The sequence below is a fragment of the Formivibrio sp. oc-25 genome (genome assembly GCF_055810895.1).
Genome location: NZ_JBVVOL010000001.1, coordinates 1 through 23,927 on the forward strand (window position 1 = coordinate 1; position 23,927 = coordinate 23,927).

Here is a 23,927-nt window from a genome sequence, read left to right on the forward strand (position 1 = left end):
CAAGCTGAGAAGAAGGCTTCCGCCGTTGCTTCCAAGGCACAAGCTGAGAAGAAGGCTTCCGCTGTAGCTTCCAAGGCTCAAGCTGAAAAGAAGGCTTCCGCTGTAGCTTCCAAGGCACAAGCTGAGAAGAAGGCTTCCGCCGTTGCTTCCAAGGCACAAGCTGAAAAGAAGGCTTCCGCTGTAGCTTCCAAGGCACAAGCTGAGAAGAAGGCTTCCGCCGTTGCTTCCAAGGCACAAGCTGAAAAGAAGGCTTCCGCTGTAGCTTCCAAGGCACAAGCTGAGAAGAAGGCTTCCGCCGTTGCTTCCAAGGCACAAGCTGAGAAGAAGGCTTCCGCTGTAGCTTCCAAGGCACAAGCCGAGAAGAAGGCTTCTGCTGTAGCTTCTGCTGCCAAGTAATAAGCAAATGTGGTAAACGAATGGGGGCGCTTTGGCGCCCCCATTTGTTTTTAATTTCTGGAAATTTGATGCGTCGCTATTTGATTCTCCTTTGGATCGTTCTTCAGTCCACCCAAGTTTTGCCCGCCATGGCGGAAACGGATGCCGAGCGTTTGGCGCTGTTTTTCGGCAAGGATGATCGTACTTTTGTGCCTGCACCCTATCCCAGGCCCTACGCGGCCATTGGCAAGCTGGAGACGGCTGGTGAGAGCCGTTGTACTGCAACGCTGGTAACACCGACGCTGGCGATAACGGCTGCACATTGCTTCTTGATGACGCCACGCAAGCTTGATCATGGGAAGTGGTTCTGGGCGGGCTATCACAATGGCAAGTGGCAGGCGCGCTATCGTGTGCTGGGTGAAATATTCCATCCCAAATTCCGCACCGGGCTCGATTATGTCGGTGAGGATGTCTACATCCAGCCGCAGGTATCCGCGCTGGATATTGCCTGGATGCGTGTACGGCTGGAGGAGGGCGTCGCGCCGCAGCCGATGCGGATCTATACCGGCAACCATGCTGATGATCTGCTGGCGTTGGTCCAGCGCCATGGCAACAAGGTTACGCAGGCTGGTTTTGCCCACGATCACAATCAGGTACTGACTACGCACAGGCATTGCGTGGTGACGGGCGTATTTGACGACAATACGCTGGAGCATCAATGTGATACTTTGTCTGGCGATAGCGGTTCACCATTGTGGCTGGAAACCGAAAAGGGCCCATTGCTGATTGCTGTGCAAAGCGCCGCGCCGGACTGGTTCAATCGCGACAAGGTTGATAACACTGCCGTCACGGTTATCCAGTTGCCGCGCCGGCCGAAATAAGCACTGCTGGCTTGCGGCTGTTAGAATCGCTCTTATTTACCGCATTTCTTAGAGATACGCATGGACATTCAAGCCTACATGCAACAGCTTGGCAGCCAGGCCCGCGCCGCCAGCCGCCTGATGGCCAAAGCCGATACCGGCGCCAAGAATCGTGCGCTGGAGGCCATTGCTGCAGCCGTCGAACGCGATGCCGACAAGCTGCTCTTGGCCAATGCCGAAGATGTGGCGGCTGCCAAGGCCGAAGGGCTCGAGGCCTCGTTTATCGATCGTTTGACGCTGACCGCCAAGACCGTGGCAACAATGGCCGAAGGTCTGCGCCAGATCGCTGCGCTGCCTGATCCGATCGGCGATATGACCGACCTCAAGTTCCGCCCGACCGGTATCCAGGTTGGCAAGATGCGCGTGCCATTGGGCGTGATCGGCATCATCTACGAAGCGCGTCCGAATGTGACCGCCGATGCGGCCGGGCTGTGCCTGAAAGCTGGCAATGCCACCATTCTGCGCGGCGGCAAGGAAGCGATCCGCTCGAACCAGGCGATTGCCGCTTGTGTGCGCGAAGGGTTGGCCGCTGCCGGCTTGCCGGAAACGGCAGTGCAGGTGATCGAAACCACGGATCGCGCTGCCGTGGGTGAACTGATCACCATGAATGAATACGTCGACGTGATCGTGCCGCGCGGCGGCAAGAGCCTGATCGCCCGTATCGCGCAGGATGCGCGTGTGCCGGTGATCAAGCATCTGGATGGTGTCTGCCACGTGTATATCGACGACGAGGCCGATCCGGAAAAGGCAATCCGCATCGCCGACAATGCCAAGACCCAGCGCTATGCGCCGTGCAATACCATGGAAACCTTGCTGGTCAACGAAAATGTCGCCGACCTAGTCTTGCCGCCGCTGGCCGAAATCTACCGCAGCAAGGGCGTGGAAATGCGTGGATGCGAGCGTACCCGCGCGATCGTGACCGATGCGCTTGCGGCAACCGAGGAAGATTGGGCGACTGAATACTGCGCGCCGATTTTGTCGATCAAAATCGTGGCGGATCTGGATGCAGCGATCAACCATATCAACACCTATGGTTCGCAGCACACCGATGCCATCATCACCGAAAACTACACCAAGGCGCGCCGTTTCCTGCGAGAAGTCGATTCGAGTTCGGTCATGGTGAATGCATCGACGCGCTTTGCCGATGGTTTTGAATATGGCCTGGGTGCAGAGATCGGCATTTCCACCGACAAGATTCATGCGCGCGGTCCGGTTGGCCTGGAAGGCTTGACCAGCCAGAAATGGGTTGTGTTGGGCGACGGTCATATCCGCACCTGATCTGATTCGGCATGTTTTACAAGGGAGGCAAGTAGGTTGTTTGCCTCCCTTTGTCATATCTTGCAGACAAGATTTGCGGACTGCGGTAATCTCCGCGCACTTCGATTTCCAGACCATCCGGCGTTAGCGATCCCCATGAAGACCATGATTCAGCATGAATTCGAACCTTTGACCATACGCGGCAAAACCTTGCTGCCGATTGTGCAGGGTGGCATGGGTGTGGGGGTCTCCGCCCACCGTCTGGCCGGTGCCGTGGCGAAGGAAGGTGGAGTGGGCACGATTGCCAGTGTCGACCTGCGCCATCACCATGCCGATCTGGTCGAAGCCAGCAAACAGACGCGCGCGCAAGATGAGCTCGATGCCCTGAATTGCGTGGCCTTGGATCGGGAAATCCGCCTTGCCCGGGAAAATGCCTCCGGCAACGGACTGGTGGCGGTCAATGTGATGAAAGCGGTCGACTCCCATGCCAAGATGGTGCGCCAGGCCTGTGAATCGGGTGCGGATGCCATCGTGATGGGCGCCGGCCTGCCGCTGGATCTGCCGGAAATGACTGCCGATTACCCGAATGTGGCGCTGATTCCGATTCTCTCCGATGTGCGTGGCATCAATGTGGTGCTCAAGCGCTGGATGAAGAAGGGGCATCTGCCTGATGCCATCGTGATCGAGCACCCGAACCATGCCGGCGGGCATCTGGGTGCCGCGCGCATTGAAGACCTGAATGACCCGAAATTCAGTTTTGATCGCGTATTGGCCGAAGCCCGGCATCTGTTCGAGGAACTTGATCTCACGGGAAAGGTGCCGCTGATTGTCGCGGGCGGTATCAATAGTTACGAGAAGGTTCGTCACTACCTTGGCAGCGGGGCGGCTGCCGTGCAATTGGGCACGGCGTTTGCCGTGACGCATGAAAGCGATGCCCATCCCGGCTTCAAGGATGTGCTGGCCAAAGCCAAGCGGGAAGATATCGTCGAGTTCATGAGCGTCGCTGGCCTGCCGGCGCGCGCGGTGCTTACGCCCTGGCTGCGGAATTACCTGAACCGGCTGGAAAAGCTGCAAGCCAACGCCAAGGCGGATCTGGCACGCTGCACGCAAGGACTGAACTGTCTGTCGGTATGCGGCCTGCGCGACGGTCTGTCCAAGGTTGGCCAATTCTGCATTGATATGAAGTTGTCTGCTGCCATGCATGGCGAGGTAGGCAAGGGCTTGTTCTTCCGCGGATCGGAAACCCTGCCATTTGGCGAGGCAATCCGCAGTGCGCGCGAGTTGATGGATTACATGCTCACGGGCAATAAGCCGGAAGATCTGCAAACGGCCTGATTCCGCTTGCTGGCAGGACAAAACAAAAAGCGCTGCAGCTTGCCTGTCAGCGCTTTTTGTTTGCCGTGCACCACGTACGGTGCAAATCGTAGGGCGCACTGAGCGTAAGGAACTGCGGCGAATCCAGGCTGCGGGGTGTTTTCTCTGGAAACAAAAAACCACGCTGAAGCGTGGTTTTTTGTTGTTGCTGATGAAATCCGGGCAGCCTTCCGGTCGAGTTCGCGAAGGCAAGGATTCGGCAACGAGACAGTGCAAATAGCACGGCGAGGCGCTGAATCCGAAGCCGACAAAGAAATCGGCCGGAAGGCAAACCGGATTTACATCATGCCGCCCATGCCACCCATGCCGCCCATGTCCGGAGCCGGTGCTTCGGCCTTCGGCAGTTCGGCGACCATGCAGTCGGTGGTCAGCAGCAGGCCGGCCACGGAAGCAGCGTTTTGCAGTGCGGAGCGGGTTACCTTGGCCGGATCCAGCACGCCCAGTTCAACCAGGTCACCGTATTCGCCGGTAGCGGCGTTGTAACCGTAGTTGGCCTTGCCTTCCAGCACCTTGTTGATCACCACGGAAGGCTCGTCACCTGCGTTGGCCACGATCTGGCGCAGCGGGGCTTCGATGGCCTTCAGTACGATCTTCACGCCTTGCTCTTGATCGTGGTTGATGGTTTCGATCTTGCCCAGGCTAGCGCGGGCACGCAGCAGCGCAACGCCACCACCGGCCACGATGCCTTCTTCCACAGCGGCGCGGGTAGCGTGCAGCGCATCTTCCACGCGGGCTTTCTTTTCCTTCATTTCGACTTCGGTGGCAGCGCCAACCTTGATCACGGCAACGCCGCCGGCCAGCTTGGCCACGCGCTCTTGCAGTTTTTCACGGTCGTAATCGCTGGTCGATTCTTCGATCTGCTTGCGGATCATGGCTACGCGAACCTTGATCGCTTCTTCTTGGCCAGCACCGTCGATGATGGTGGTGTTTTCCTTGCCCACTTCGATGCGCTTGGCTTGGCCGAGCATATCCAGCGTAGCTTTTTCCAGGGTCAGGCCAACTTCTTCGGCGATCACGGTGCCGCCGGTCAGGATGGCGATATCTTCCAGCATGGCCTTGCGACGATCGCCAAAGCCCGGAGCCTTCACAGCCACAACCTTCAGGATGCCGCGGATGGTGTTCACTACCAGGGTAGCCAGCGCTTCGCCATCGACGTCTTCAGCAACGATCAGCAGCGGCTTGCCGGTCTTGGCAACTTGCTCCAGTACCGGCAGCAGGTCGCGGATGTTGGAGATCTTCTTGTCGTACAGCAGTACGAACGGGCTTTCCAGGGCAGCGATCTGCTTGTCCGGATTGTTGATGAAGTACGGGCTCAGGTAGCCGCGGTCGAATTGCATGCCTTCCACGACATCCAGTTCGTTGTTCAGGCCGGAACCGTCTTCAACGGTGATCACGCCTTCCTTGCCGACCTTGTCCATGGCATCGGCAATGATCTGGCCGATATCGGTGTCGGAGTTGGCGGAAATGGAGCCTACCTGGGCAATTTCCTTGCTGGTGGTGGTCGGCTTGGCGATGTTCTTCAGTTCGCCAACCAGTGCCACTACGGCCTTGTCGATACCACGCTTCAGATCGGTCGGGTTGAAGCCGGCAGCTACGTACTTCATGCCTTCTTGCACGATGGCTTGGGCCAGCACGGTAGCGGTGGTGGTACCGTCACCGGCGATATCGGAAGTCTTGGAAGCCACTTCCTTCACCAGTTGGGCGCCCATGTTTTCGAACTTGTCCTTCAGTTCGATTTCCTTGGCAACGGAAACGCCATCCTTGGTGATGGTCGGGGCGCCGAAGGAGCGCTCCAGCACAACGTTGCGGCCTTTCGGGCCCAGGGTCACTTTAACGGCATCGGCCAGAACGTTAACGCCAGCCACCATCTTGGCGCGGGCGGAATCACCAAACTTGACTTCTTTTGCAGCCATTTTCAATTCTCCAAAACTTTAGATTGCAGGGCGAGTAAACCCCTGCCTTGAGGAATCACACCAGGCCGGAATCAGGCCTCGACGACGCCCATCACGTCTTCTTCGCGCATCACCAGCAGCTCGTCGCCATTGACCTTGACGGTCTGGCCGCTGTACTTGCCGAAGATCACCTTGTCGCCTACCTTCAGTTGCAGTGCGCGCACGGAACCATCATCCAGCAGCTTGCCGGTGCCCACGGCTACGACTTCGCCCATGTCGGGTTTTTCTGCTGCAGCGCCCGGCAAAACGATACCAGAGGCGGTTTTTTCTTCGGCTTCAACGCGCTTGATTACAACGCGGTCGTGCAACGGACGGATTTTCATGGTGTTAATTCTCCTGTGAAAAATGCTGAGCCAGCACAAAACAGCAACAGTTCAATTGCTTGAAATTACTGTTAGCACTCTCGGCTAACGAGTGCCAATGATAGGGGTGCAGGCAGGGGTTTTCAAGAGGGGAAAGTTTAAAATGTCGATAAGCGTTGGCCGCTAGATTGGGGGCATGATACGCGGCAATAAAAGGGGTGATGATGAGATCGGTAATAGGTTTGCTGTTGTTCGTGCTATCGGTATTGATGTCGACTGCCCGGGCTGATCAGGTGCGTCCGGCACGCGATTACATGCAGGAAGTGGCAAGTGGCAACTATGTCCTGGTGATGCTGGCCAGGCAAGACCGCAGCCTGCTTGATCCGGATGGGCCGGATGATGCGGGATTGATCGAGCGCGATGCAGTGCTTCGCCAGCGCTACAAACAGTCCGGACTGTATCCGGCCGGCGATACGACCCCCTTGTGGGTGATCGATTGGTATGCCTTTACGGTTTTTCCTGCCAGCGATGGGGTTCATCTGGTTCGCCTCGGCCCTTGGGCTTCTTCCCTGGATCAGCTGGCACTGGCTTTCTATGCGAGCGGAGTGGAAATCAAGCGTTACCCGATCAGGGAGCTGGTGGCGGATACATCACGGCTTCGCCGCACCGTCAGTCATTTTTTCTGGCTCGCAGAGCAGCGCTTTGACGATGCCGCCGGCGAGTTCCACCTGAAAACCGTGGATGGGCGGCAATTCCGGTTTTCCATTCGGACTGGCGAAATGTTGTCGGTAATCGATCAGGCCCGTTGAATGCCCAGGCTGATAACCTTAACGGCGTAGTGGTATTAGGGAAAATCCTATACGATGTAAGGAATCAGCTTATTTTGGGTGGATTGGACGGTATATGTGTAAGCATGTTGCATCCGGACAGGGAAGCAGAAGGTCTCTGCCGGTGATGGTGATGTTCTTGTCGGCATGGATTCTGGCGGGTTGTGCCAGTGTGCCGGAGCGTATGACGCAGGCTGCGCTGACCGGGGATACGGCGGCGCTGGATGGCTTGTTGAAGCCGGGCACGACTGAGGTCAATGTTCCGGCTAGCCTGAGCGTGGCCTTGCCCACTTGTCCGGGCCAGAAAATATTGACGCCATTGCAGGCGGCTGCCTGTGCCGGGCAGGTGCCGGCCATCAGGAAGTTATTGGATGGCAAAGCCCAGATCAATCTGGCTACGGCGTCCGGGCTGACGCCGCTGATGCTGGCGATCATCCACGGACGGGATAATGCTGCCCGTTTGCTGGTCGAGGCTGGTGCCGGGCTGGAGTTGACGGATGCCGCCGGCAACACGGCGCTCTTGCTGGCATTGGCAAGGGGAAACAAGCCGCTGGCTGAATTCATGCTCAAGCATGGCGCGTCGTCCAAGGCGCGCAATCGCGTTGGGGATACCGCCGTTCTGCTGGCAAATGATGCCGGCTTGGCCAGGATGCTGGTTGCGCTCGGCGCCGATCCGCTGGCAATCAATGCCGATGGCCAGTCCGGCCTGCATCTGGCGGCAAAAAATGGCAATGCGCCAGCGGCCCAATTCTTTCTGGAGCGTGGCGTCGACGCTGGCCTGAAGGACAAAAATGGCTCGACTGCGCTGGATCTGGCACGGGCCGAAACGTCTGCCCCTGCGGCTGGCAATGACCGCATGGCGCTCGCTGTACGGCGTGGCATCAGTGCGGCAAAGCGCGGGGCAACCCCTGTGGATGCGGTGCAGGTGCAAGGCCGCACCGAGGTTGCGACCGTGATCGCCGCCTGGGTCGATCGCGCGGTCCGCAACGAAATGATGCTGGCTGACCGTACCGCACAGGAGGGTCGCCCCGGCGAGGCGCTGGCATTGTATGCCGCAGCCCTGGCCAAGTCGGCCGAGGCCGGCAGTGCTTCCGAAGGCGAGCTGCGCGTAAAGATCGTGCGTTATGCCGCATCCTTGACGCCGGTGCCTGGGCTGCCGGAAAAAGCGCGCGAACATCTGGTACGCAGTGCCTACCTCCTCAAGAAGGGGCAGGATGTCAGTCTGGTTGAACATGAAATCACTGCGGCCTTGCGCCTGGCACCGTGGTGGGCGGAAGGCTATTTCAACCTCGGGCAGTTGCAGGCCGAGCAGGGCAAGTTTGATAGTGCCGAGAAGAATCTCGCGCTGTTTATTGCCGCAGCACCGGCAGACCCCAGGGCCCAAACCGCACAGGACAAGATTTATGAAGTCCGCATGGCGCGGGAGGAGGATGGAAAGATTCGCGGCATGCAGGGACGCTGGACCGATGCCGGTGGCCGCGGCTATACCACCACGATTTCCGGCGACAAGATCCTGATCCGTTCGGATGCCGGCCTTTCCTTTACGCTCAACCAGCGCAATGGTGTTCTGGATGGCTCGGTCGAGGGTGGTTCTTATGCCGGCGCAAACAGTTGCACGATCCCTGCCCAGATGCACCCGGTTACCGGGCGATTGGCGCCGGATGCACGCAGCATCACGCTTGAGTATTTGTGGTCGCGTTACAAGACGAGCTATCACTGCGTGAACATGGCGGGTGTGCCATCCAACTGTTGCCTGCTTTGTGATGAGGTATGCGATGCCGTGACGGTGAGCGGTACGGATCGCGTCAATCTGCAGCTCAAACCAGCCAAATAATCTGCAGGAAATTGCCATGAGCAAGGTTATGGATAAAGCATCTCGTCGCTTTCCCGCTGCGCAGGCGGAGCGGCATGGGTTGCGTTCGCTGTTTCTGGCAGTCTTGCTCGGAGGCGGTTGCTTGCCGCTGGCTGTGCAGGCCGGCGTGCCGGAAGTCTCTGGCCCGGTGTGCGTGCCTTATCCGGGAATGCCGTGCCCGGGCGATGTTGCCTCTTCGTCCTCGTCGTCAGGGTCCGGCAGATCTGGCTATTCCTCTTCCGGTCGCAGTACCAAGCCCAGTAGCAATATGATGATCCTGCAAGGGCTGCAGCAAAGTCTCGACCAGATGATGACGCCCAACCCGGCCACGTTGCAGCGGATACAGAAAACCCGCACAGAAGGCGATCAGGCCCAGCAGCAGGCGATCCAGGCCCAGCAGACTCAAGAGGAGCAGCGCCGCCAGAAGGCTTTGCAAGAAGCCGAAGCGGCCAGACAGCGGCAACTCCAGGAGCTCGCCGCCTCACTGCAGGGATTGCCGGGCGGTCCCGGCCCAGCTGTCGATCTGCGTGCCCGCGGCGCCCCGTTTTTTGGCCAGCCCAATGGCTCAATCGTTCCGGTGACGGGCACAGACCTGGAAGACTTGCGGGCAGCTGCTTCGTCCGGATTTGATACCCGTGGCCCGCTGGCAGGTGAATTGCCCGCAGCGCCGCCATTGCCTCCTGAGCCGACCCCCGTGATCTTGCAGGAGAAGCCTGTTCCGCCAGAAAAAATGACGCCCGAAATGCAGGCGCTGCTGCAGCAGCGCGAAGCAGTACGCGAGCAAAAGATGGTTATGCAGCAGGAAATCGACCAGCTGGCAGCGAAAACACAGCTGACGCCCGAGGAATCTGCCGCGATGGCCAAGTTGCGCGAGGATCTGGCGCTTACGCTGAACAAGGAAGGCTATCTGACGTTCACCATCAACGAGGCACTGCCTTGATGGCGAAGCGCCTTGCCCGACTGTTTCTTGGCGCATCGCTGGTTTGGCCGTGTCTGGCGTCCAGCGCGCCATTTCTGGCAGATATGGCAAACCGGCTTGCAGCACAACGTGCAGAAATCGAAAAGGACCGAAAGGCCCTGAATGCCGAATGCGAATCGGTGGCCGCATCCCACACCGAAAAAGTCATAGGTTGTCAGTTATGGCGCGATGATGTTGCCAAGCGCATGCAACAGTACAAAAAGGAATACCGTGATCTGGAAATCATCCGCGAAGCCGTTGCTGGCGAGCGCGATTTTTTCAATTCGATTCCGCAGGACGATATTCGTGTTCCGCTCGGCATCCTGATTCTGGCCAAGAAGTTGCGCTGGCCCGCGGACAAGCAAGAGCGCCTTGAGCGTGCCCTCAAGGATATCGGCTTTGAAGGTCAGGACGAGTTGACGGCAGAAAAGGTGCAGGAGGGCTGGCAGGCGGTCTGGAAAAATGCTGACGACAAGGCGCTGATCCGCGCCGCAGACCGATCAGGTCCACGTCTGAGTACTGTCGGCCAGCAACATGGCAATGATTGCGCCGTAGCAGCGATGGCCACGGCATCCGGCTTGCCTTATGACGATGTGGCAAAGGAAGCCAAGCGCCTGATCCAGCAAGGCGAGTGGCGCCACCAGGCAGTGCGGGACGATCCGCAAAATGCCCTGAAACAGGGGCTCAATGGTGGCGAGGTCATCCTGCTTGCCGAATCGCTTGGCAAGGTCGAGATCGTTCCCGGCACCAAGTTTCAAGCGAGCCTGAAGCGTGGCCAGCCGGTCATGGTGAATGTGGCAACCGTGGCCGCTGGTTCGCAGCCGCGAGGGGTAGAGCAGACACCGGCACTGGCCGGGCATCAGGTCGTGCTGACCAAGACTTTTCGCCATGAGGGCAAAACCTGGTACGAAATGGCGGATACCCGCTATCCCGATTCGCGTTTCTTCATCACGCCCGAGCAGCTGAATCTGATCATTCAGGAAAAGGGTATCGTTTATACACGTACTGCCGGGCGTTAGTTTTCTGATTGGCTTCTGTTCTGTCAGGCATGGCCGGCACGGGTTGCCAGCCCTTGTGAATCGAAGCGGTGCAGACAGTCTGGCTGTGGCGACAATCCGACGCGCTGACCCGCGACGTGACCGGAGTTTCCGGGCGCGCGTGCGATCAGCGTACCGGCGCCTGGCACGTCCAGATGCAGATAGGTATCGCTGCCCAGCCGTTCCGACAGCAGCACCGTACCTTGCCATGTACCGCCTTCCTCCATGATTTCCAGATGCTCAGGGCGGATGCCGATGGTGTGCGCCTGCCAGGCCTCTGCCAGCTGACCGCTGATCAGGTTCATCTTGGGAGAGCCGATAAAGCCTGCCACAAACAGGGTGCGCGGATTCTGGTAGAGCTGCATCGGCGTGCCAATTTGCTCGATATTACCCTTATTCAATACCACGATCTGATCGGCCAGTGTCATGGCTTCCACCTGATCGTGCGTCACATACACCATGGTGGCGCCCAGACGCTTGTGCAGCTGGGCCAGTTCGACCCGCATCTGGGTACGCAGCGCGGCATCGAGATTGGAAAGCGGCTCATCGAACAGGAAAACCTTGGGTTCGCGCACAATGGCGCGACCAATGGCTACACGCTGGCGCTGGCCACCGGATAGCTCACCGGGTTTGCGCGCCAGTAGATGATCAAGTTGCAGGGTGGCGGCTGCCGCATGCACGCGCTGTTTGATCTCCTGCTTGGGCACCTTGGCCATTTTCAGTCCGAAACCGATGTTCTCTTCCACACTCATGTGCGGGTACAACGCATAAGACTGGAACACCATGGCGATCCCCCGGTCCACCGGGCGCACAAAGGTGACCTCCTTGTCATCGATATGGATATCGCCGCGGGTGACATCCTCCAGGCCGGCAATCAGGCGCAGCAAGGTGGATTTGCCACAGCCGGACGGGCCAACAAATACGGTGAAGGAACCATGCGGAATCTGAAGGGAAACATCCGGAATCACTTCGGTGGCACCAAAGCATTTGTTGACGTTTTTCAGTTGAACGGTTGCCATGTCTGTATCCTTGTCGCGTGCAGAAACCGGCTGTTCAGGCCAGATCCTCATAATCGAAATAATCAAAATCCGCCGGCATGGCGGCACCGCTCACATCATTGGCGCTCATTCCGACAAAGGCCCCGGTGAAGTTGCCGTGTTCGCCTTGTCCGGCTTCATCGGCCAGGAGGGATGCATCCAGCACCGGGCCGATGCGCTGCCACATATCTTTCTGCAGCGCGTAGAAAAAGCGCAGGGCGCAGCCGTTCACTTCTGCACGCAGAAATACGGGCTGGCCAGCAGGCACGGAAACGGCGTGTTCCAGCCCCAGCGTGAGCCGCCCATCTGGCCAGTCTCCGGCGCAGGAGAAAATTTGCAGGCAGTTGCCGATGTCGGCATCCCAGGTCAGCGCCAGATAGTGAAAGGCAAAGCGGTTGTAGTAGCTGATCAGTCCTGCCATTTGCTGATGGTTGGCGGGGCACGCTTCGACCACGGTTTCGGCACGGTATTTCAGCGAAGTCTGGCGGCGGGCGAGCAGAGCCTGCTCAAACCAGCTGCCCACTGATTCGCGTCCGAACAGGCGCAAATAACCCGGCCTGGCTTGCAGGTTGAACAGTCGCTCCGGGCAGGGGCTGCGCAGCCACTGGAATGCAAGCGGCAGGCTGGCATCGTTGAATTCGTGGCGAATCGGCTCGGATGGAAATGGGCTGGCCGGGAGCGGCGGGGCCGGCACCTGTTCTTGCGGGGCCAGAGTTTCTCCAGATAGGCGCAACCAGCCATCTTCATCCCAGCAGGCTTTCTGGATGGCGGTTTCCCGGCCGAGCGGACAGCGCTGCAGGCCGGCAATCGGGCGGCCAGTCAGATACACCAGATAGGTCTCGCCGTGCTGTGTTTCCACGATATCGCCGTGGCCGGCACGTTGCAGCGGGGCATCGGCAAAGAAGCGCGAAGTCACCACATGCCATTGCGGATGCAATTCGTACGGGCCGGCCAACGAGTGTGATCGTGCCAGCGATACCGCATGACGGTAGCCGGTACCGCCTTCTGCGGTCATCAGATAGTAATAGCCATTGCGCCGGTACAGGTGCGGCCCTTCGGTCAGCCCGAGCGGGCTGCCACGGAAGATGTTGGTGATCGGCCCGCTCAGTTGCCGTGCCTGCGCATCGTATTCCTGCAGCAGGATGCCGCCGAACTTGCTGGGGCGGGCACGGTGATCCCACACCAGATTCACCAGCCATTTGCGCCCGTCCTCGTCATGAAACAGCGAGGGATCAAATCCGCTTGAATTCAGGTAGACCGGATCCGACCACGGGCCCTCGATGGCGGGTGCCGTAACCAGATAGTTGTGCACATCCTTGAAGTTGCCATCCTTGCGTTTGACATCGCTGTAAACCAGCCAGAACAGGCCATCGGCGTAAGTCAGGCAGGGGGCCCACACGCCGCAGGAGTCGGCATTGCCACGCATGTCGAGCTGGCTGGCGCGATTGAGCGGACGCGTGACAAGTTGCCAGTGCACCAGGTCACGCGAGTGGTGGATTTGTACGCCCGGATACCATTCGAAGGTGGAGGTGGCAATGTAGTAATCATCACCCACGCGCACGATGGAGGGATCGGGGTTGAAGCCCTTCAGGATGGGGTTGTGGATCATGTGCGGGTCTGTATGCATGATGGTCAGCCTTTTACCGAGCCACGGGTGAGGCCGGCGACAATGTATTTCTGGGCAGCAATGAAGAACACGATTGCCGGGAAGATGGTGAGCGAGACGAATGCCAGGATCTTGTTCCACTCCACGATGTATTCGCCGCGGAACTGCATCATGCCCAGTGGCCAGGTGAACATTTCCCGGTTGTTGAGGACCACCAGCGGCAGCAGGTAGTTGTTCCAGCTCTGCACGAACACAAACGTGCCCACAGTCGCCAGAATCGGCGTGGACAGCGGCAGGGTGAACTGGAAGAAAAAGCGCAGGTAGCCACACCCTTCCACATAGGCGGCTTCAAACAGCTCGTGCGGCAGTTGTTCGAAAAAGCTTTTGAACAACACAATGGCAAATGCCATTGAAAAAGCGGTTTGCGGCAGGATCACGCCCAGATAGCTATCCAGCAGACCCAGATCGCGGATCTTGATGAACAGCGGCAGGATTGCCGTGGCAAATGGAAACATCATGCCCAGCAACAGGTAGGACAGCAGCAGCCTGGAACCGAAGAAGCGGATGTGGGCAAACACATACGCGGCCATGGAGGCACACAGCAAGGTCAGCACCACGGCACACAGGGAGACCAGCAGCGAGCTTTTCAGGTAGGACCAGAATTGGGGATTGTGCAGAATCTCCCCATAGATGGCGGTGTTCCAGGCAGCTGGCAGGCCGAACGGCGAACTGCGCAGCTCGCCCAGTTCCTTGAAGCCGCCAAGAAACGTGGCGATCAGTGGAATGATCACGAAGGCAGCAGCAATTGCCAGGGTGGCAGCGCGGCCCAGATCGGCGAACCCGGCTTTGTGTTTCATGCGGATTTCCTCTCACGAATGACAATGCGTTTGTAGGTCAGCGCGGTAAACACGCAGAACAGGAACAACACCACGCCCACCGCACTGCCGAATCCCACATTCAGCCGGGTCAGACCGAAGGTATAGAGATAGCTGACGATGGAATGGGTGGAGTTGGAGGGGCCGCCGTTGGTGAGCGGAATAATGATGTCGAAAACCTGCAGCGAGCCGATGATGGCAAAGAACACACTGAGCTTGAGTGCATGTGCGATCAGGGGCAGTTTGACAAACGCCACGATCTGCCAGGGCTTGCGGCAATCCAGCGCGGCGGCTTCCAGCAACTCGCCCGGGACCGATTGCAGCGCGGCAATGAACACCATCATGTGAAAGCCGAAGTATTTCCAGACGATCACGGTGATGATGGCCAGAAAGGCAAACTGCTTGTCGGCCAGAATATAAAAGGGCGGCATGGAAAGCGCGGAAGCAATCTGGGCCGATACGCCGTAATCGCCGTCGAAGATAAAACTCCAGATCAGGCCCGAAGCAATTTCCGCCAGAATGTAGGGCGCCAGAAATACCAGCCGGAACAGGGTGTTGGTCGGCGTTTTGCGGTAGATAAGCAAGGCCAGACCCAGTGCCAGCGGAATTTGCACCAGGATCGAAGCCAGAATGATCTTGACCGAATTCCACAAGGACTGGTGAAAGATCGAATGCGACAGCAGCTGGGTATAGTTTTTCAGGCCCACGTAATCAGTTACTTCACCAAAGCCGCTCCAGCGAAACAGGCTCAGGTGCGCCGCATTCAGGATGGGCGTGACCACAAACAGGGTGAACAGCAGCAGGGCCGGGGGCAGAAACAAGAGAATCGCCGTGAGCTTGCCTTCGTGGTACATGCGGGCAATGCGCGCAGGCAAGGTCTGTTGCCGGACAGGGATTACCTTGGCATCAGTCATGATCAATACCGTTCATGGGAAACAGGGAGAAGCCGGCAGCCAGGCTGCCGGCAACAAGGTCAGCGCATGCTGCGTGCTTCTTCCACGCGTTGCGCCGCTTCCTTGGGCGATATTTCACCCGTGGCCAGTTCTGCCGACACGTCGTTCAGTGTGGCGCCCACGCTGGCGCCAAGCGCCTGGTCCAGATAGAGCTGGTGGTATTCGGCCTGCTCAAACTGCCCCACGATCTGACGCATGAACGGGTTGGCCACGCCGCTGCTGGCCCCTTTGGCAATCGGCAGCCACAGTGCCTGTTTGCCACCTTCGATCTGGTTTTCCTTGTTGAGCAGGAACTTCAGCCACTTGGTGGTAGCGGCCGGTGCATCCTTGGTAACCAGCCAGCCATTGATACCACCAAAGGTATCGTTTGCCTTGCCCTTGCCGCCCTTGACCACCGGGAAGCGGATAAAGCCGAGGTCTTCATCGGCAATTCCCTTGCCCGAAGTCGAATTCTTCTGCTGCGAGCCGTACAGCCAGTTGCCCATCAGATGGAATGCGCCCTTGCCATCGCCAAACAACCCGGCAGCCTTGTTGTTGTTGGTATCCATGAATCCGGGCTGGAAGGGCTTGAGATCGACCAGACGCTTGAATTCGCTGCCGGTTTTCACAAAGTCCGGATGTTCAAAGCCGCCGTTGTTGCCGGCATCGGCCTGTGCCAATCCATCCTTGCCGGCAATGCGCGTGGCCAAAAAGCCATAGAAGAACTGCAGGGGCCATTTGTCCTTGCCGCCCACCACGATAGGAGTGATACCGGCGGCCTTGATCTTGTTCACTGCAGCCAGAAGATCATCCCAGGTCTGGATGCCGGCTGGATCAACCTTGGCCTGGTTCAGCAGTTTCTTGTTGTACCAGAGCACCACGCTGGCGGCATACATCGGCGCGCCATGCACCTTGCCCTTGTAAGTCATGGCATTGACCCCGGCCGGCGAGAAGTTTTCTTTCCAGCCGGCATTCATCTCGCTGGTGATGTCCTTCAGCACCCCGGCCTTGGCCTGCTCGAAAAACACGCCGCCGGTCCAGGTGAAAAACAGATCCGGGCGGGCGCTGGATTGCAGCATGGTCGGCAATTTGGATTTGAACGAGGCATCATCGAGGTAGTCGATCTGGACGGTAATACCCGGATTCTGCGCTTCAAAGGCTTTTTTGATATTGCTGTAGTAATCCTTGCCTGCCTGGATGTTGGGTTCGACAGACAGCATCTTCACGGTTTCAGCCTGGGCGGTTTGCAGGAAAACTGCGGTAATGGCCAGTGCGGCCAGCTTCACGACATTCATGGGAACTCTTCTCCGGGTGCGTTGTATGTCAAGTGACAGGACACTGGCTGTGCGAAGTTTTTGTAGTGCGTGTGCTGTCTGTTACATAAGCTACACCAGCTCAAGTGCAAACTGGCGTTATGATTTTTTCAAGTGATCGACATACTTTTGGAAAGTCTGTGATTGCAGTTGGATTCCGTTCGTATACTGCGCAGCAAGGAATCTGCTTGTCGGCCACCACAGGAGTGCGCCATGGTTCATCCCAAGCGCGATACATTCAGAGTTGCCCTGATGCTCAAGGCCAAGGGTGCCTACGGGCGTGACATCATCGCCGGCGTGTGCGATTACGTGCGCTCAACCCGACTGACCTGGGATTTGCTGCTCGATGAGGATTTTCGTTCACGCCCGGACAGTATCTGCAACTGGAGTGGCGATGGCGTGATCGCGGATTTTGATGATCCGTCACTGGTTGATCTGCTGGCCGGCGGGCTATTGCCAGTGGTCGGTGTCGGTAGTTCGTACCAGCATGCCTCGGCCTATCCGCGCGGTGTACCGTATGTGGCAACCGACAACAACAAGCTGGTCGGTCTGGCGTACGAGCATCTGATCGACATGGGCTTGCCGCGCTTTGCGTTGTACAGCATGCCGCCTGCAACCAATAACAAGTGGGCGCGCGAGCGCGAAGCGGTGTTTCGCAAGCGGATGCAGGCCGATGGCATGGAAACTGAGATTTTTCAGGGGTTGCCGACGTTTGCCCTGGATTGGGAGCCGATGCTGGATCATCTGGTGGCCTGGCTGCGCACGCTGCCCAAGCCCATCGGCATTATCGCGGTGACTGATTCGCGCGCGCGCCAGATTCTGCAGGCATGCATCATGGATGGCATCGCCGTACCGGAAGAAGTGGCCATCATGGGGATTGATGATGATCCGCTCTTGCGCATGCTTACCCGTATCCCGATCAGCTCGGTCAAGCAGGGGACGCGCGAAATGGGCTGGCAGGCTGCCAGCATCCTGCACCGCAAACTGATGGGTGCTCCGTTGCCGAAGCAGCCGGTTCTTGTTGCGCCCGAAGGCATCAACCCGCAGGCTTCATCGCGCCACCAGCCGACCTGTGATCCTTATGTGATGCGTGCACGCCACTATATTCGCCAGTTTGCCGCCCAGGGCCTGAAGGTGGCGCAGGTCGCGGAATATGTTGGCGTATCGCGTACCACGCTCGACAGCCACTTCCGGCAGCAGTTCGGTTGTACCGTCCATGACGAAATTCTTGCATTCAAACTGCAGATGGCACGGCAACTGCTGGAAAGTGGCGATATGCCGGTCGCTGAAGTCGCCCGCTGCAGCGGTTTTACCTCCCTGCAATACATGTATGCGGTGTTCCGACGTGAACTTGATTGCAGCCCGCTCGACTACCGGGCTAGGCATATTGTTCGTGATGCCCGTGCTGCAACCCTCCCCACTTAGTTAGTTCAACAACGATTTTGGTCGCAACCGCCTGACCTGGCAGCCCGGCTTGCCCGGGAACAATATGGGACTTGTACGGTTCTAATTGAGCATGGAGAGGGAGGTCATCACCATGCCCGCACTCAACAAGCTCACCGATTACGCGACCGTGCTTATGGCGCAGCTGGCGCTGCGGCCGGGCGACGTCAGCAGCGCATCCGGGCTGGCTGCTGCCTGCGGGGCGACGGTTGCGACAACCAGAAAGATTCTGAAAATTTTGGCCCGCCAAGGTTTGGTGCAATCCACGCGTGGCGCTCGTGGCGGCTATGCGCTGGCACGTGCTCCGGCTGAAATATCCATGGCACAAATCATCGAGGCGATGGAAGGACCGCTGGGCATGACCGAATGCAGCGTGGCATCGGGCCTGTGCGAGCGGGAAAGCCAGTGCCTGTTGCGGCCAGGCTGGCAGCAGGCCAATGCTGTCATTCGTCAGGCTCTGGACGCGATCAGCCTGGCAGACATGGCACTTTCGATGAATCAAAAAGCAAGGCACCACCGCCAACCAGATTTGTAACGCTTAGACCGGTTAACCACCGGCCCGGGATGCAACCGGAGGCAGCGATGACAAATGCAACGACCAAGCTCGATGAGCTCATCAGCCAGGAATACAAGCACGGTTTCTATACCGCCGTGGAGACGGATATCGTGCCGCGCGGCCTGTCCGAGGACGTGATCCGCCTGATTTCGGCCAGGAAGGATGAGCCGGAATTCATGCTCGAATGGCGGCTGCAAGCCTACTGCCACTGGCTGACCATGCAGGAGCCGCAATGGTCCACCGTGCACCATCCGCCCATCGATTACCAGGACATCGCCTATTACGCGGCGCCCAAGTCGCGCAAGGATGGACCGCAAAGCCTGGCCGAGGTCGACCCGGAACTGCTGCGCACCTATGAGAAACTCGGCGTGCCGCTGGCCGAGCGCGAGTTGCTGGCCGGCGTGGCGGTCGATGCCGTATTCGATAGTGTTTCCGTAGCGACGACTTTCAAGGAAAAGCTGGCCAGCCTTGGCATCATTTTCTGCGCATTCTCGGAAGCCGTGCGCAATCACCCGGATCTGGTGCGGCAGTATCTGGGTTCGGTGGTGCCCCATACCGACAATTTCTTCGCCAGCCTCAACTCGGCCGTGTTCAGCGATGGTTCGTTCTGCTACATCCCGCCCGGCGTGCGCTGCCCGATGGAGCTCTCGACCTATTTCCGCATCAACGCGCGCAATACCGGCCAGTTCGAACGCACGCTGATCATTGCCGATCGCGGCGCCTACGTGAGCTACCTTGAAGGCTGCACCGCGCCGATGCGCGACGAAAACCAGCTGCATGCGGCGGTGGTCGAGCTGATCGCGCTCGAAGGCGCGCAGATCAAGTACGCCACGGTGCAGAACTGGTATCCGGGCGACAAGGAAGGCCGCGGCGGCATCTACAACTTCGTGACCAAGCGCGGCGATTGCCGCGAGGCGAATTCGAAGATTTCCTGGACGCAGGTCGAGACCGGCTCGGCGATCACCTGGAAATACCCGAGCGTGATCCTGCGCGGCGACAACGCGGTGGGCGAGTTCCATTCGGTGGCGCTCACCAACCATTACCAGCAGGCCGATACCGGCACCAAGATGATCCATCTGGGCCGCAATACCCGCAGCACCATCCTTTCCAAGGGCATCTCGGCCGGCCACGGACAGAATGCGTATCGCGGGCTGGTGAAGGTGGCAAAAAGCGCGACCGGCGCGCGCAATTACACGCAGTGCGATTCGCTGCTGCTTGGCGACAAGTGCGCGGCGCATACCTTTCCGTACATCGAGGTGAAAAATCCGACCGCGCGTGTCGAGCACGAAGCCTCCACCTCGCGCATCGGCGAGGACCAGCTGTTTTACTGCCAGAGCCGCGGGATATCGCCGGAGGATGCGGTATCGATGATCGTCAACGGTTTCTGCAAGGAAGTGTTCAAGGAATTGCCGATGGAGTTTGCGGTGGAAGCGCAGAAGCTGCTGGGGGTAAGTCTGGAGGGTAGTGTCGGCTAGGAATCTGGCCCATCAGGCGACTGCGTATCTTGCAGTCCCAATGGGATTTGCTTCGCGGCATCGGGCGGCGCTAGTTGGCAGGAGGATCTGAACATGCTGGAAATTCGCAATCTGCACGTCGCGGTCGACGACAAGCCGATCTTGCGCGGCATCGACCTGGCCGTGCGCGCCGGTGAAGTGCACGCGATCATGGGGCCGAACGGCTCGGGCAAGAGCACGCTCGCGCATGTGCTGGCCGGGCGCGAAGGCTATGTGGTCACGGCTGGCGATGTGCGCTATCGGGGTCAGGACCTGCTTGAATTGTCGCCCGAGGCGCGTGCGAGAGAGGGCATCTTCCTGGCCTTCCAGTATCCGGTGGAAATTCCCGGCGTGGCCAATATCTACCTGCTCAAGGCCGCGCTCAATGCCCTGCGCAAGCATCGCGGCGAAGCCGAGCTGGACGCGGTGGATTTCCTCGATCTGGTGAAGGGCAAGCTGCAACGGATGGGCATGGATCAAAGCCTGCTCTACCGTGCGGTCAACGAAGGCTTTTCCGGTGGCGAGAAAAAACGCAACGAAATTCTGCAGATGGCCGTGCTGGAACCCCGGCTTGCCATCCTCGACGAGACCGATTCCGGGCTGGACATCGATGCGCTCAAATTGGTGGCGGATGGGATCAATGCCCTGCGCAGCCCGGACCGCGCCATCATCCTGGTCACGCATTACCAGCGCCTGCTCGATTACGTCGTGCCGGATCATGTGCACGTACTGGCGCACGGCCGCATTGCCTTGTCCGGTGGCAGTGAGCTGGCGCTGGAGCTTGAGCGCCGCGGCTATGGCTGGGTCGAGGCCATGGCAGGCAAGGAGGCAGCGCCATGAACCCGGCTGCCGACGTTTACCGCGAGGCCTTCGCACGCTTGCGCAATACGCTGCCCGGTAGCCAGTTACCGTGGGTGTTGCGCCTGCGCGAAGCCGCGCTCGCGTCATTCGTCGAAGCCGGCTTTCCGACGCTGCGCCACGAAGACTGGAAATACACCTCGGTTGCCGCCATCGAGAATGCCGATTTCCAGTTTGAGCCTGATGAGGTGGCGATCCAGCCCGAATTGATCGAGGCATGGAATCTGCCGGACACGCATCGGCTGGTGTTCGTGAATGGCCGCTATCAGCCGGCGGCATCGCAGATCGGCCCGCTGCCGGCTGGCGTGATGCTGGCCAGCTTGGCCAATGTGCTGACGCAAGCCCCGGATACCGTGCAGGCGATGCTGGGAAGATCGCCGGAAACATCGGGTTTTTCGGCGCTGAATGCCGCCTTCATGGCCGATGGCGCAGTGATCCGGTTGGGCGCAGGCGTTGTACTGGATCAGCCGGTGCATCTGCTGTTCATCGGTACTGGGTCGGGGCTGGCGGTGCATACACGCAATGTGGTGATCGCCGGCCTGGATAGCCGGGTCAGCGTGATCGAACAGCATGTGACCCTGAACGAAGGTGCCGGCTTTACCAATACCCTTACCGATCTTGTCGCGGAGCGCGGGGCGGAAATCGAGCACCACAAGCTGCAGCAGGAAAGCCTCAAGGCGTTCCATGTTGCGGCGCTCAACACCGATCTGCAGCAGGACAGCCGTTTCATCTCGCGCGTGTTCGCGCTGGGCGGCGCGCTGGCTCGCACCGATATTCGGGTCGGGCTCAATGCCGAGCGCACCGGGTGCGTGCTCGATGGCCTGTACGTGACCGATGGCCGCCAGCATGTCGACCACCATACCCGCATCGATCACGCCCGGCCTCATGGCACCAGCCGCGAGTTGTACAAGGGTGTGCTGGCCGGTGCCTCGCGCGCGGTGTTCAACGGCCGCGTGATCGTGCATCCGGATGCGCAGCATAGCGATGCCTACCAGGCCAATCGCAACCTGCTGCTGTCGGACAACGCCGAAATCGATACCAAGCCGCAACTGGAAATCTTTGCCGACGACGTGAAATGCAGCCACGGCGCAACCGTGGGCCAGATCGACCCGGCGCAGGTGTTCTACCTGCGCTCGCGCGGGCTGGATGCGGCAGCGGCACAGGCCGTGCTGATCCATGCCTTCGCCGCCGAGATGGTCGATCGTGTGGCATTCCTGCCTCTGCGCGAACGGCTGGATTGGCTGTTGCGCCAACGCTTGCCAGGGCAGGGGAGGGACATGCCATGAATGCATTGAGGCAAGCATTCGACGTGGACCGGCTGCGCCAGGATTTCCCTATCCTGCGCCAGACCGTGCATGGCAAGCCGCTGGTCTATCTGGATAACGCCGCGACCAGCCAGAAGCCGCAGTGCGTGATCGACAGCGAGGCACACTACTACCGCGAGCTGAACGCCAATGTGCATCGGGGCGTGCATACCCTGAGCCAGCGCGCCACCGATGCCTTTGAAGCCGCGCGCGATGCCGTGCAGCGTTTCATCCACGCCGCGCGGCGCGAGGAGATCGTGTTCGTGCGTGGTGCCACCGAGGCGATCAATCTGGTGGCCAGCAGTTTTGGCCAGCGCCTCAAGCCCGGCGACGAGATCCTGATTACCGAGATGGAGCACCACTCCAACATCGTGCCGTGGCAGTTGCTGTGCGAACGCAGTGGTGCCGTGCTGCGCGTGGCGCCTTTTGATGCACGCGGCGAGCTGCGCGAGGACGAATTTGCAAGGCAGCTTGGCCCGGCGACGCGGATCGTGGCAATCACGCAGCTCTCCAACGCGCTCGGCACGATCAACCCGGTGAAACAACTGATCGCGCAGGCCCACGCGGCCGGTGCGGTGGTGCTGGTGGATGGTGCGCAGGCCGTGGCGCACCTGCCGGTGGATGTGCAGGCACTCGATTGCGATTTCTACGTGTTTTCCGGCCACAAGCTCTATGGCCCGACCGGCATCGGCGTGCTGTACGGCAAGGCGGCCTTGCTGGAGGCGATGCCGCCGTGGCAGGGCGGCGGCGACATGATCCGCGAAGTGACTTTCGCCAGGACTTCCTACAACGAGCTGCCGTACAAGTTCGAAGCCGGCACGCCGAACATCGCCGGTGCCATCGGATTGGGCGCCGCACTGGATTATCTACAGTCGCTGGATATCTCGGCCATTGCCGCGCACGAACAGGCATTGCTGGCCTATGCGACCGGGCAGGTGGCCAGCATCGCCGGCCTGCAGCTGGTCGGCACTGCACGGCACAAGGCCAGCGTTCTTTCGTTCACGCTGGCCGGCGTGCATCCGCACGATGTCGGCACCGTGCTCGATAGTGAGGGCGTGGCGGTGCGTACCGGCCACCACTGCGCGATGCCGGTGATGGCGCATTTCGGCCTGCCTGCTACCGTGCGCGCCTCGTTTTCGCTCTACAACACGTTCGACGAAGTCGATGCGCTGCTGCGCGCGATCCGCCGGGCACAGGAGGTCTTCGGCTCATGACTGATCTGCGCGATCTCTATCAGGAAGTCATCCTCGACCACTACCGGCACCCGCACAATTTCGGGCCGCTGGCCGGGGCGAACCGGCACGCGGAAGGATTCAATCCGCTCTGCGGCGATCGCCTCACCCTGCATCTGAAAGTGGTCGATGGCGTGATCGAAGCCGCTTGCTTTGAGGGCGAGGGCTGCGCCATTTCCACGGCATCGGCCTCGCTGATGACCGATGCGCTCAAGGGCAAGACCGAAGCCGAGGCCGAAGCGCTGTTTGCCGTTTTTCATGCGCTGCTCACCGGCGAAACGCCTGCCTCGACAACGCTGGGCAAACTGCAGGTGCTGGCCGGCGTGCGCGAATTTCCGACGCGCATCAAGTGCGCCACGCTGGCCTGGCATACGCTGCATGCCGCCTTGCACGAGGAAAGCCAGCCGGTCTCGACGGAGTAAAA

The 23,927-nt window shown here is 59.4% G+C and carries 22 protein-coding genes; 15 read left to right on the top strand and 7 right to left on the bottom strand.

What is annotated here, in order from left to right; genetic code table 11:
* The 4 genes from AC0KVQ_RS00005 to AC0KVQ_RS00020 all read left to right on the top strand — a co-directional run.
* Positions 1-396 (top strand): hypothetical protein (locus AC0KVQ_RS00005; protein ID WP_473419049.1); only part of this gene is annotated, 396 nt, incomplete at its 5' end.
* 68 nt (positions 397-464) lie between these two features.
* Positions 465-1,256: a trypsin-like serine peptidase gene (locus AC0KVQ_RS00010; RefSeq protein WP_473419050.1), complete on the top strand. Its 792-nt coding sequence runs from the start codon at positions 465-467 to the stop codon at positions 1,254-1,256.
* Positions 1,257-1,316: 60 nt separating this feature from the next.
* Positions 1,317-2,573, top strand: a complete 1,257-nt coding sequence (locus tag AC0KVQ_RS00015; RefSeq protein WP_473419051.1) for a glutamate-5-semialdehyde dehydrogenase — start codon at positions 1,317-1,319, stop codon at positions 2,571-2,573.
* 147 nt (positions 2,574-2,720) lie between these two features.
* Complete coding sequence (locus tag AC0KVQ_RS00020; RefSeq protein WP_473419310.1) at positions 2,721-3,887, top strand: NAD(P)H-dependent flavin oxidoreductase; 1,167 nt, start codon at positions 2,721-2,723, stop codon at positions 3,885-3,887.
* Between the two features lie 317 nt (positions 3,888-4,204).
* Here the strand turns inward: AC0KVQ_RS00020 and groL are convergent, their stop codons facing one another.
* Together groL and AC0KVQ_RS00030 are read right to left on the bottom strand one after the other, a co-directional pair.
* On the bottom strand, positions 4,205-5,839 hold the full coding sequence (gene groL, locus AC0KVQ_RS00025; RefSeq protein ID WP_473419052.1) for a chaperonin GroEL: 1,635 nt from the start codon (positions 5,837-5,839) through the stop codon (positions 4,205-4,207).
* Between the two features lie 71 nt (positions 5,840-5,910).
* Positions 5,911-6,201: a co-chaperone GroES gene (locus tag AC0KVQ_RS00030; RefSeq protein ID WP_473419053.1), complete on the bottom strand. Its 291-nt coding sequence runs from the start codon at positions 6,199-6,201 to the stop codon at positions 5,911-5,913.
* Positions 6,202-6,401: 200 nt separating this feature from the next.
* Between AC0KVQ_RS00030 and AC0KVQ_RS00035 the strand changes: the two genes are divergently transcribed.
* From AC0KVQ_RS00035 to AC0KVQ_RS00050, 4 genes are all read left to right on the top strand, one after another.
* Positions 6,402-6,989: a hypothetical protein gene (locus tag AC0KVQ_RS00035; protein WP_473419054.1), complete on the top strand. Its 588-nt coding sequence runs from the start codon at positions 6,402-6,404 to the stop codon at positions 6,987-6,989.
* A gap of 151 nt (positions 6,990-7,140) precedes the next feature.
* Entirely contained in the window at positions 7,141-8,841 is a 1,701-nt protein-coding gene (locus AC0KVQ_RS00040; RefSeq protein ID WP_473419055.1) for an ankyrin repeat domain-containing protein, read from the top strand.
* A 16-nt stretch (positions 8,842-8,857) separates the two neighbouring features.
* Complete coding sequence (locus AC0KVQ_RS00045; RefSeq protein WP_473419056.1) at positions 8,858-9,799, top strand: hypothetical protein; 942 nt, start codon at positions 8,858-8,860, stop codon at positions 9,797-9,799.
* On the top strand, positions 9,799-10,836 hold the full coding sequence (locus AC0KVQ_RS00050) for a hypothetical protein (protein ID WP_473419057.1): 1,038 nt from the start codon (positions 9,799-9,801) through the stop codon (positions 10,834-10,836). Before AC0KVQ_RS00045 ends, AC0KVQ_RS00050 begins: the two co-directional genes overlap by 1 nt.
* Positions 10,837-10,859: 23 nt before the next feature.
* On the opposite strand, the gene AC0KVQ_RS00055 is transcribed toward AC0KVQ_RS00050, so the two are convergent.
* Genes AC0KVQ_RS00055 through AC0KVQ_RS00075 form a run of 5 tightly spaced genes read right to left on the bottom strand, consistent with a single transcriptional unit; the run spans position 10,860 to position 16,599 of the window.
* Positions 10,860-11,873: an ABC transporter ATP-binding protein gene (locus AC0KVQ_RS00055; RefSeq protein ID WP_473419058.1), complete on the bottom strand. Its 1,014-nt coding sequence runs from the start codon at positions 11,871-11,873 to the stop codon at positions 10,860-10,862.
* 34 nt (positions 11,874-11,907) lie between these two features.
* Positions 11,908-13,518 (bottom strand): glycoside hydrolase family 43 protein, encoded by a 1,611-nt coding sequence (locus tag AC0KVQ_RS00060; RefSeq protein ID WP_473419059.1) that lies wholly within the window; start codon positions 13,516-13,518, stop codon positions 11,908-11,910.
* Between the two features lie 5 nt (positions 13,519-13,523).
* The gene (locus AC0KVQ_RS00065; RefSeq protein WP_473419060.1) at positions 13,524-14,354 is read right to left on the bottom strand and encodes a carbohydrate ABC transporter permease; all 831 of its coding nucleotides are present in this window, start codon (positions 14,352-14,354) and stop codon (positions 13,524-13,526) included.
* Positions 14,351-15,286, bottom strand: a complete 936-nt coding sequence (locus AC0KVQ_RS00070; RefSeq protein WP_473419061.1) for a carbohydrate ABC transporter permease — start codon at positions 15,284-15,286, stop codon at positions 14,351-14,353. Before AC0KVQ_RS00070 ends, AC0KVQ_RS00065 begins: the two co-directional genes overlap by 4 nt.
* A gap of 59 nt (positions 15,287-15,345) precedes the next feature.
* Entirely contained in the window at positions 15,346-16,599 is a 1,254-nt protein-coding gene (locus AC0KVQ_RS00075; RefSeq protein WP_473419062.1) for an ABC transporter substrate-binding protein, read from the bottom strand.
* 231 nt (positions 16,600-16,830) lie between these two features.
* Here AC0KVQ_RS00075 and AC0KVQ_RS00080 point away from each other — a divergent pair, with 231 nt between their 5' ends.
* The 7 genes from AC0KVQ_RS00080 to sufU all read left to right on the top strand — a co-directional run bounded on the left by AC0KVQ_RS00080 (position 16,831) and on the right by sufU (position 23,925).
* Complete coding sequence (locus AC0KVQ_RS00080) at positions 16,831-18,042, top strand: XylR family transcriptional regulator (RefSeq protein ID WP_473419063.1); 1,212 nt, start codon at positions 16,831-16,833, stop codon at positions 18,040-18,042.
* Positions 18,043-18,154: 112 nt separating this feature from the next.
* Positions 18,155-18,595, top strand: coding sequence for an SUF system Fe-S cluster assembly regulator (locus AC0KVQ_RS00085; protein ID WP_473419064.1), 441 nt, complete (start codon positions 18,155-18,157; stop codon positions 18,593-18,595).
* Positions 18,596-18,642: 47 nt separating this feature from the next.
* On the top strand, positions 18,643-20,091 hold the full coding sequence (gene sufB / locus AC0KVQ_RS00090) for a Fe-S cluster assembly protein SufB (protein ID WP_473419065.1): 1,449 nt from the start codon (positions 18,643-18,645) through the stop codon (positions 20,089-20,091).
* Positions 20,092-20,184: 93 nt separating this feature from the next.
* The gene (sufC, locus tag AC0KVQ_RS00095; protein WP_473419066.1) at positions 20,185-20,949 is read left to right on the top strand and encodes a Fe-S cluster assembly ATPase SufC; all 765 of its coding nucleotides are present in this window, start codon (positions 20,185-20,187) and stop codon (positions 20,947-20,949) included.
* Positions 20,946-22,253: a Fe-S cluster assembly protein SufD gene (gene sufD, locus AC0KVQ_RS00100; protein ID WP_473419067.1), complete on the top strand. Its 1,308-nt coding sequence runs from the start codon at positions 20,946-20,948 to the stop codon at positions 22,251-22,253. The genes sufC and sufD overlap by 4 nt, the downstream gene beginning before the upstream one ends.
* Positions 22,250-23,485, top strand: a complete 1,236-nt coding sequence (locus AC0KVQ_RS00105; RefSeq protein ID WP_473419068.1) for a SufS family cysteine desulfurase — start codon at positions 22,250-22,252, stop codon at positions 23,483-23,485. Before sufD ends, AC0KVQ_RS00105 begins: the two co-directional genes overlap by 4 nt.
* Positions 23,482-23,925, top strand: a complete 444-nt coding sequence (gene sufU, locus AC0KVQ_RS00110; RefSeq protein ID WP_473419069.1) for a Fe-S cluster assembly sulfur transfer protein SufU — start codon at positions 23,482-23,484, stop codon at positions 23,923-23,925. The genes AC0KVQ_RS00105 and sufU overlap by 4 nt, the downstream gene beginning before the upstream one ends.
* Positions 23,926-23,927 lie beyond the last annotated feature (2 nt).

Coding starts and splice junctions, on each gene's coding strand:
- AC0KVQ_RS00070 (WP_473419061.1), bottom strand. CDS start 15,286: ATGACTGATGCCAAGGTAATCCCTGTCCGGCAACAGACCTTGCCTGCG.
- AC0KVQ_RS00085 (WP_473419064.1), top strand. CDS start 18,155: ATGCCCGCACTCAACAAGCTCACCGATTACGCGACCGTGCTTATGGCG.
- AC0KVQ_RS00040 (WP_473419055.1), top strand. CDS start 7,141: ATGTTCTTGTCGGCATGGATTCTGGCGGGTTGTGCCAGTGTGCCGGAG.
- sufD (WP_473419067.1), top strand. CDS start 20,946: ATGAACCCGGCTGCCGACGTTTACCGCGAGGCCTTCGCACGCTTGCGC.
- AC0KVQ_RS00055 (WP_473419058.1), bottom strand. CDS start 11,873: ATGGCAACCGTTCAACTGAAAAACGTCAACAAATGCTTTGGTGCCACC.
- AC0KVQ_RS00080 (WP_473419063.1), top strand. CDS start 16,831: ATGGTTCATCCCAAGCGCGATACATTCAGAGTTGCCCTGATGCTCAAG.
- AC0KVQ_RS00035 (WP_473419054.1), top strand. CDS start 6,402: ATGATGAGATCGGTAATAGGTTTGCTGTTGTTCGTGCTATCGGTATTG.
- sufU (WP_473419069.1), top strand. CDS start 23,482: ATGACTGATCTGCGCGATCTCTATCAGGAAGTCATCCTCGACCACTAC.
- AC0KVQ_RS00015 (WP_473419051.1), top strand. CDS start 1,317: ATGGACATTCAAGCCTACATGCAACAGCTTGGCAGCCAGGCCCGCGCC.
- sufC (WP_473419066.1), top strand. CDS start 20,185: ATGCTGGAAATTCGCAATCTGCACGTCGCGGTCGACGACAAGCCGATC.
- AC0KVQ_RS00060 (WP_473419059.1), bottom strand. CDS start 13,518: ATGCATACAGACCCGCACATGATCCACAACCCCATCCTGAAGGGCTTC.
- groL (WP_473419052.1), bottom strand. CDS start 5,839: ATGGCTGCAAAAGAAGTCAAGTTTGGTGATTCCGCCCGCGCCAAGATG.
- AC0KVQ_RS00030 (WP_473419053.1), bottom strand. CDS start 6,201: ATGAAAATCCGTCCGTTGCACGACCGCGTTGTAATCAAGCGCGTTGAA.
- AC0KVQ_RS00045 (WP_473419056.1), top strand. CDS start 8,858: ATGAGCAAGGTTATGGATAAAGCATCTCGTCGCTTTCCCGCTGCGCAG.
- AC0KVQ_RS00010 (WP_473419050.1), top strand. CDS start 465: ATGCGTCGCTATTTGATTCTCCTTTGGATCGTTCTTCAGTCCACCCAA.
- AC0KVQ_RS00065 (WP_473419060.1), bottom strand. CDS start 14,354: ATGAAACACAAAGCCGGGTTCGCCGATCTGGGCCGCGCTGCCACCCTG.
- AC0KVQ_RS00050 (WP_473419057.1), top strand. CDS start 9,799: ATGGCGAAGCGCCTTGCCCGACTGTTTCTTGGCGCATCGCTGGTTTGG.
- AC0KVQ_RS00075 (WP_473419062.1), bottom strand. CDS start 16,599: ATGAATGTCGTGAAGCTGGCCGCACTGGCCATTACCGCAGTTTTCCTG.
- AC0KVQ_RS00105 (WP_473419068.1), top strand. CDS start 22,250: ATGAATGCATTGAGGCAAGCATTCGACGTGGACCGGCTGCGCCAGGAT.
- sufB (WP_473419065.1), top strand. CDS start 18,643: ATGACAAATGCAACGACCAAGCTCGATGAGCTCATCAGCCAGGAATAC.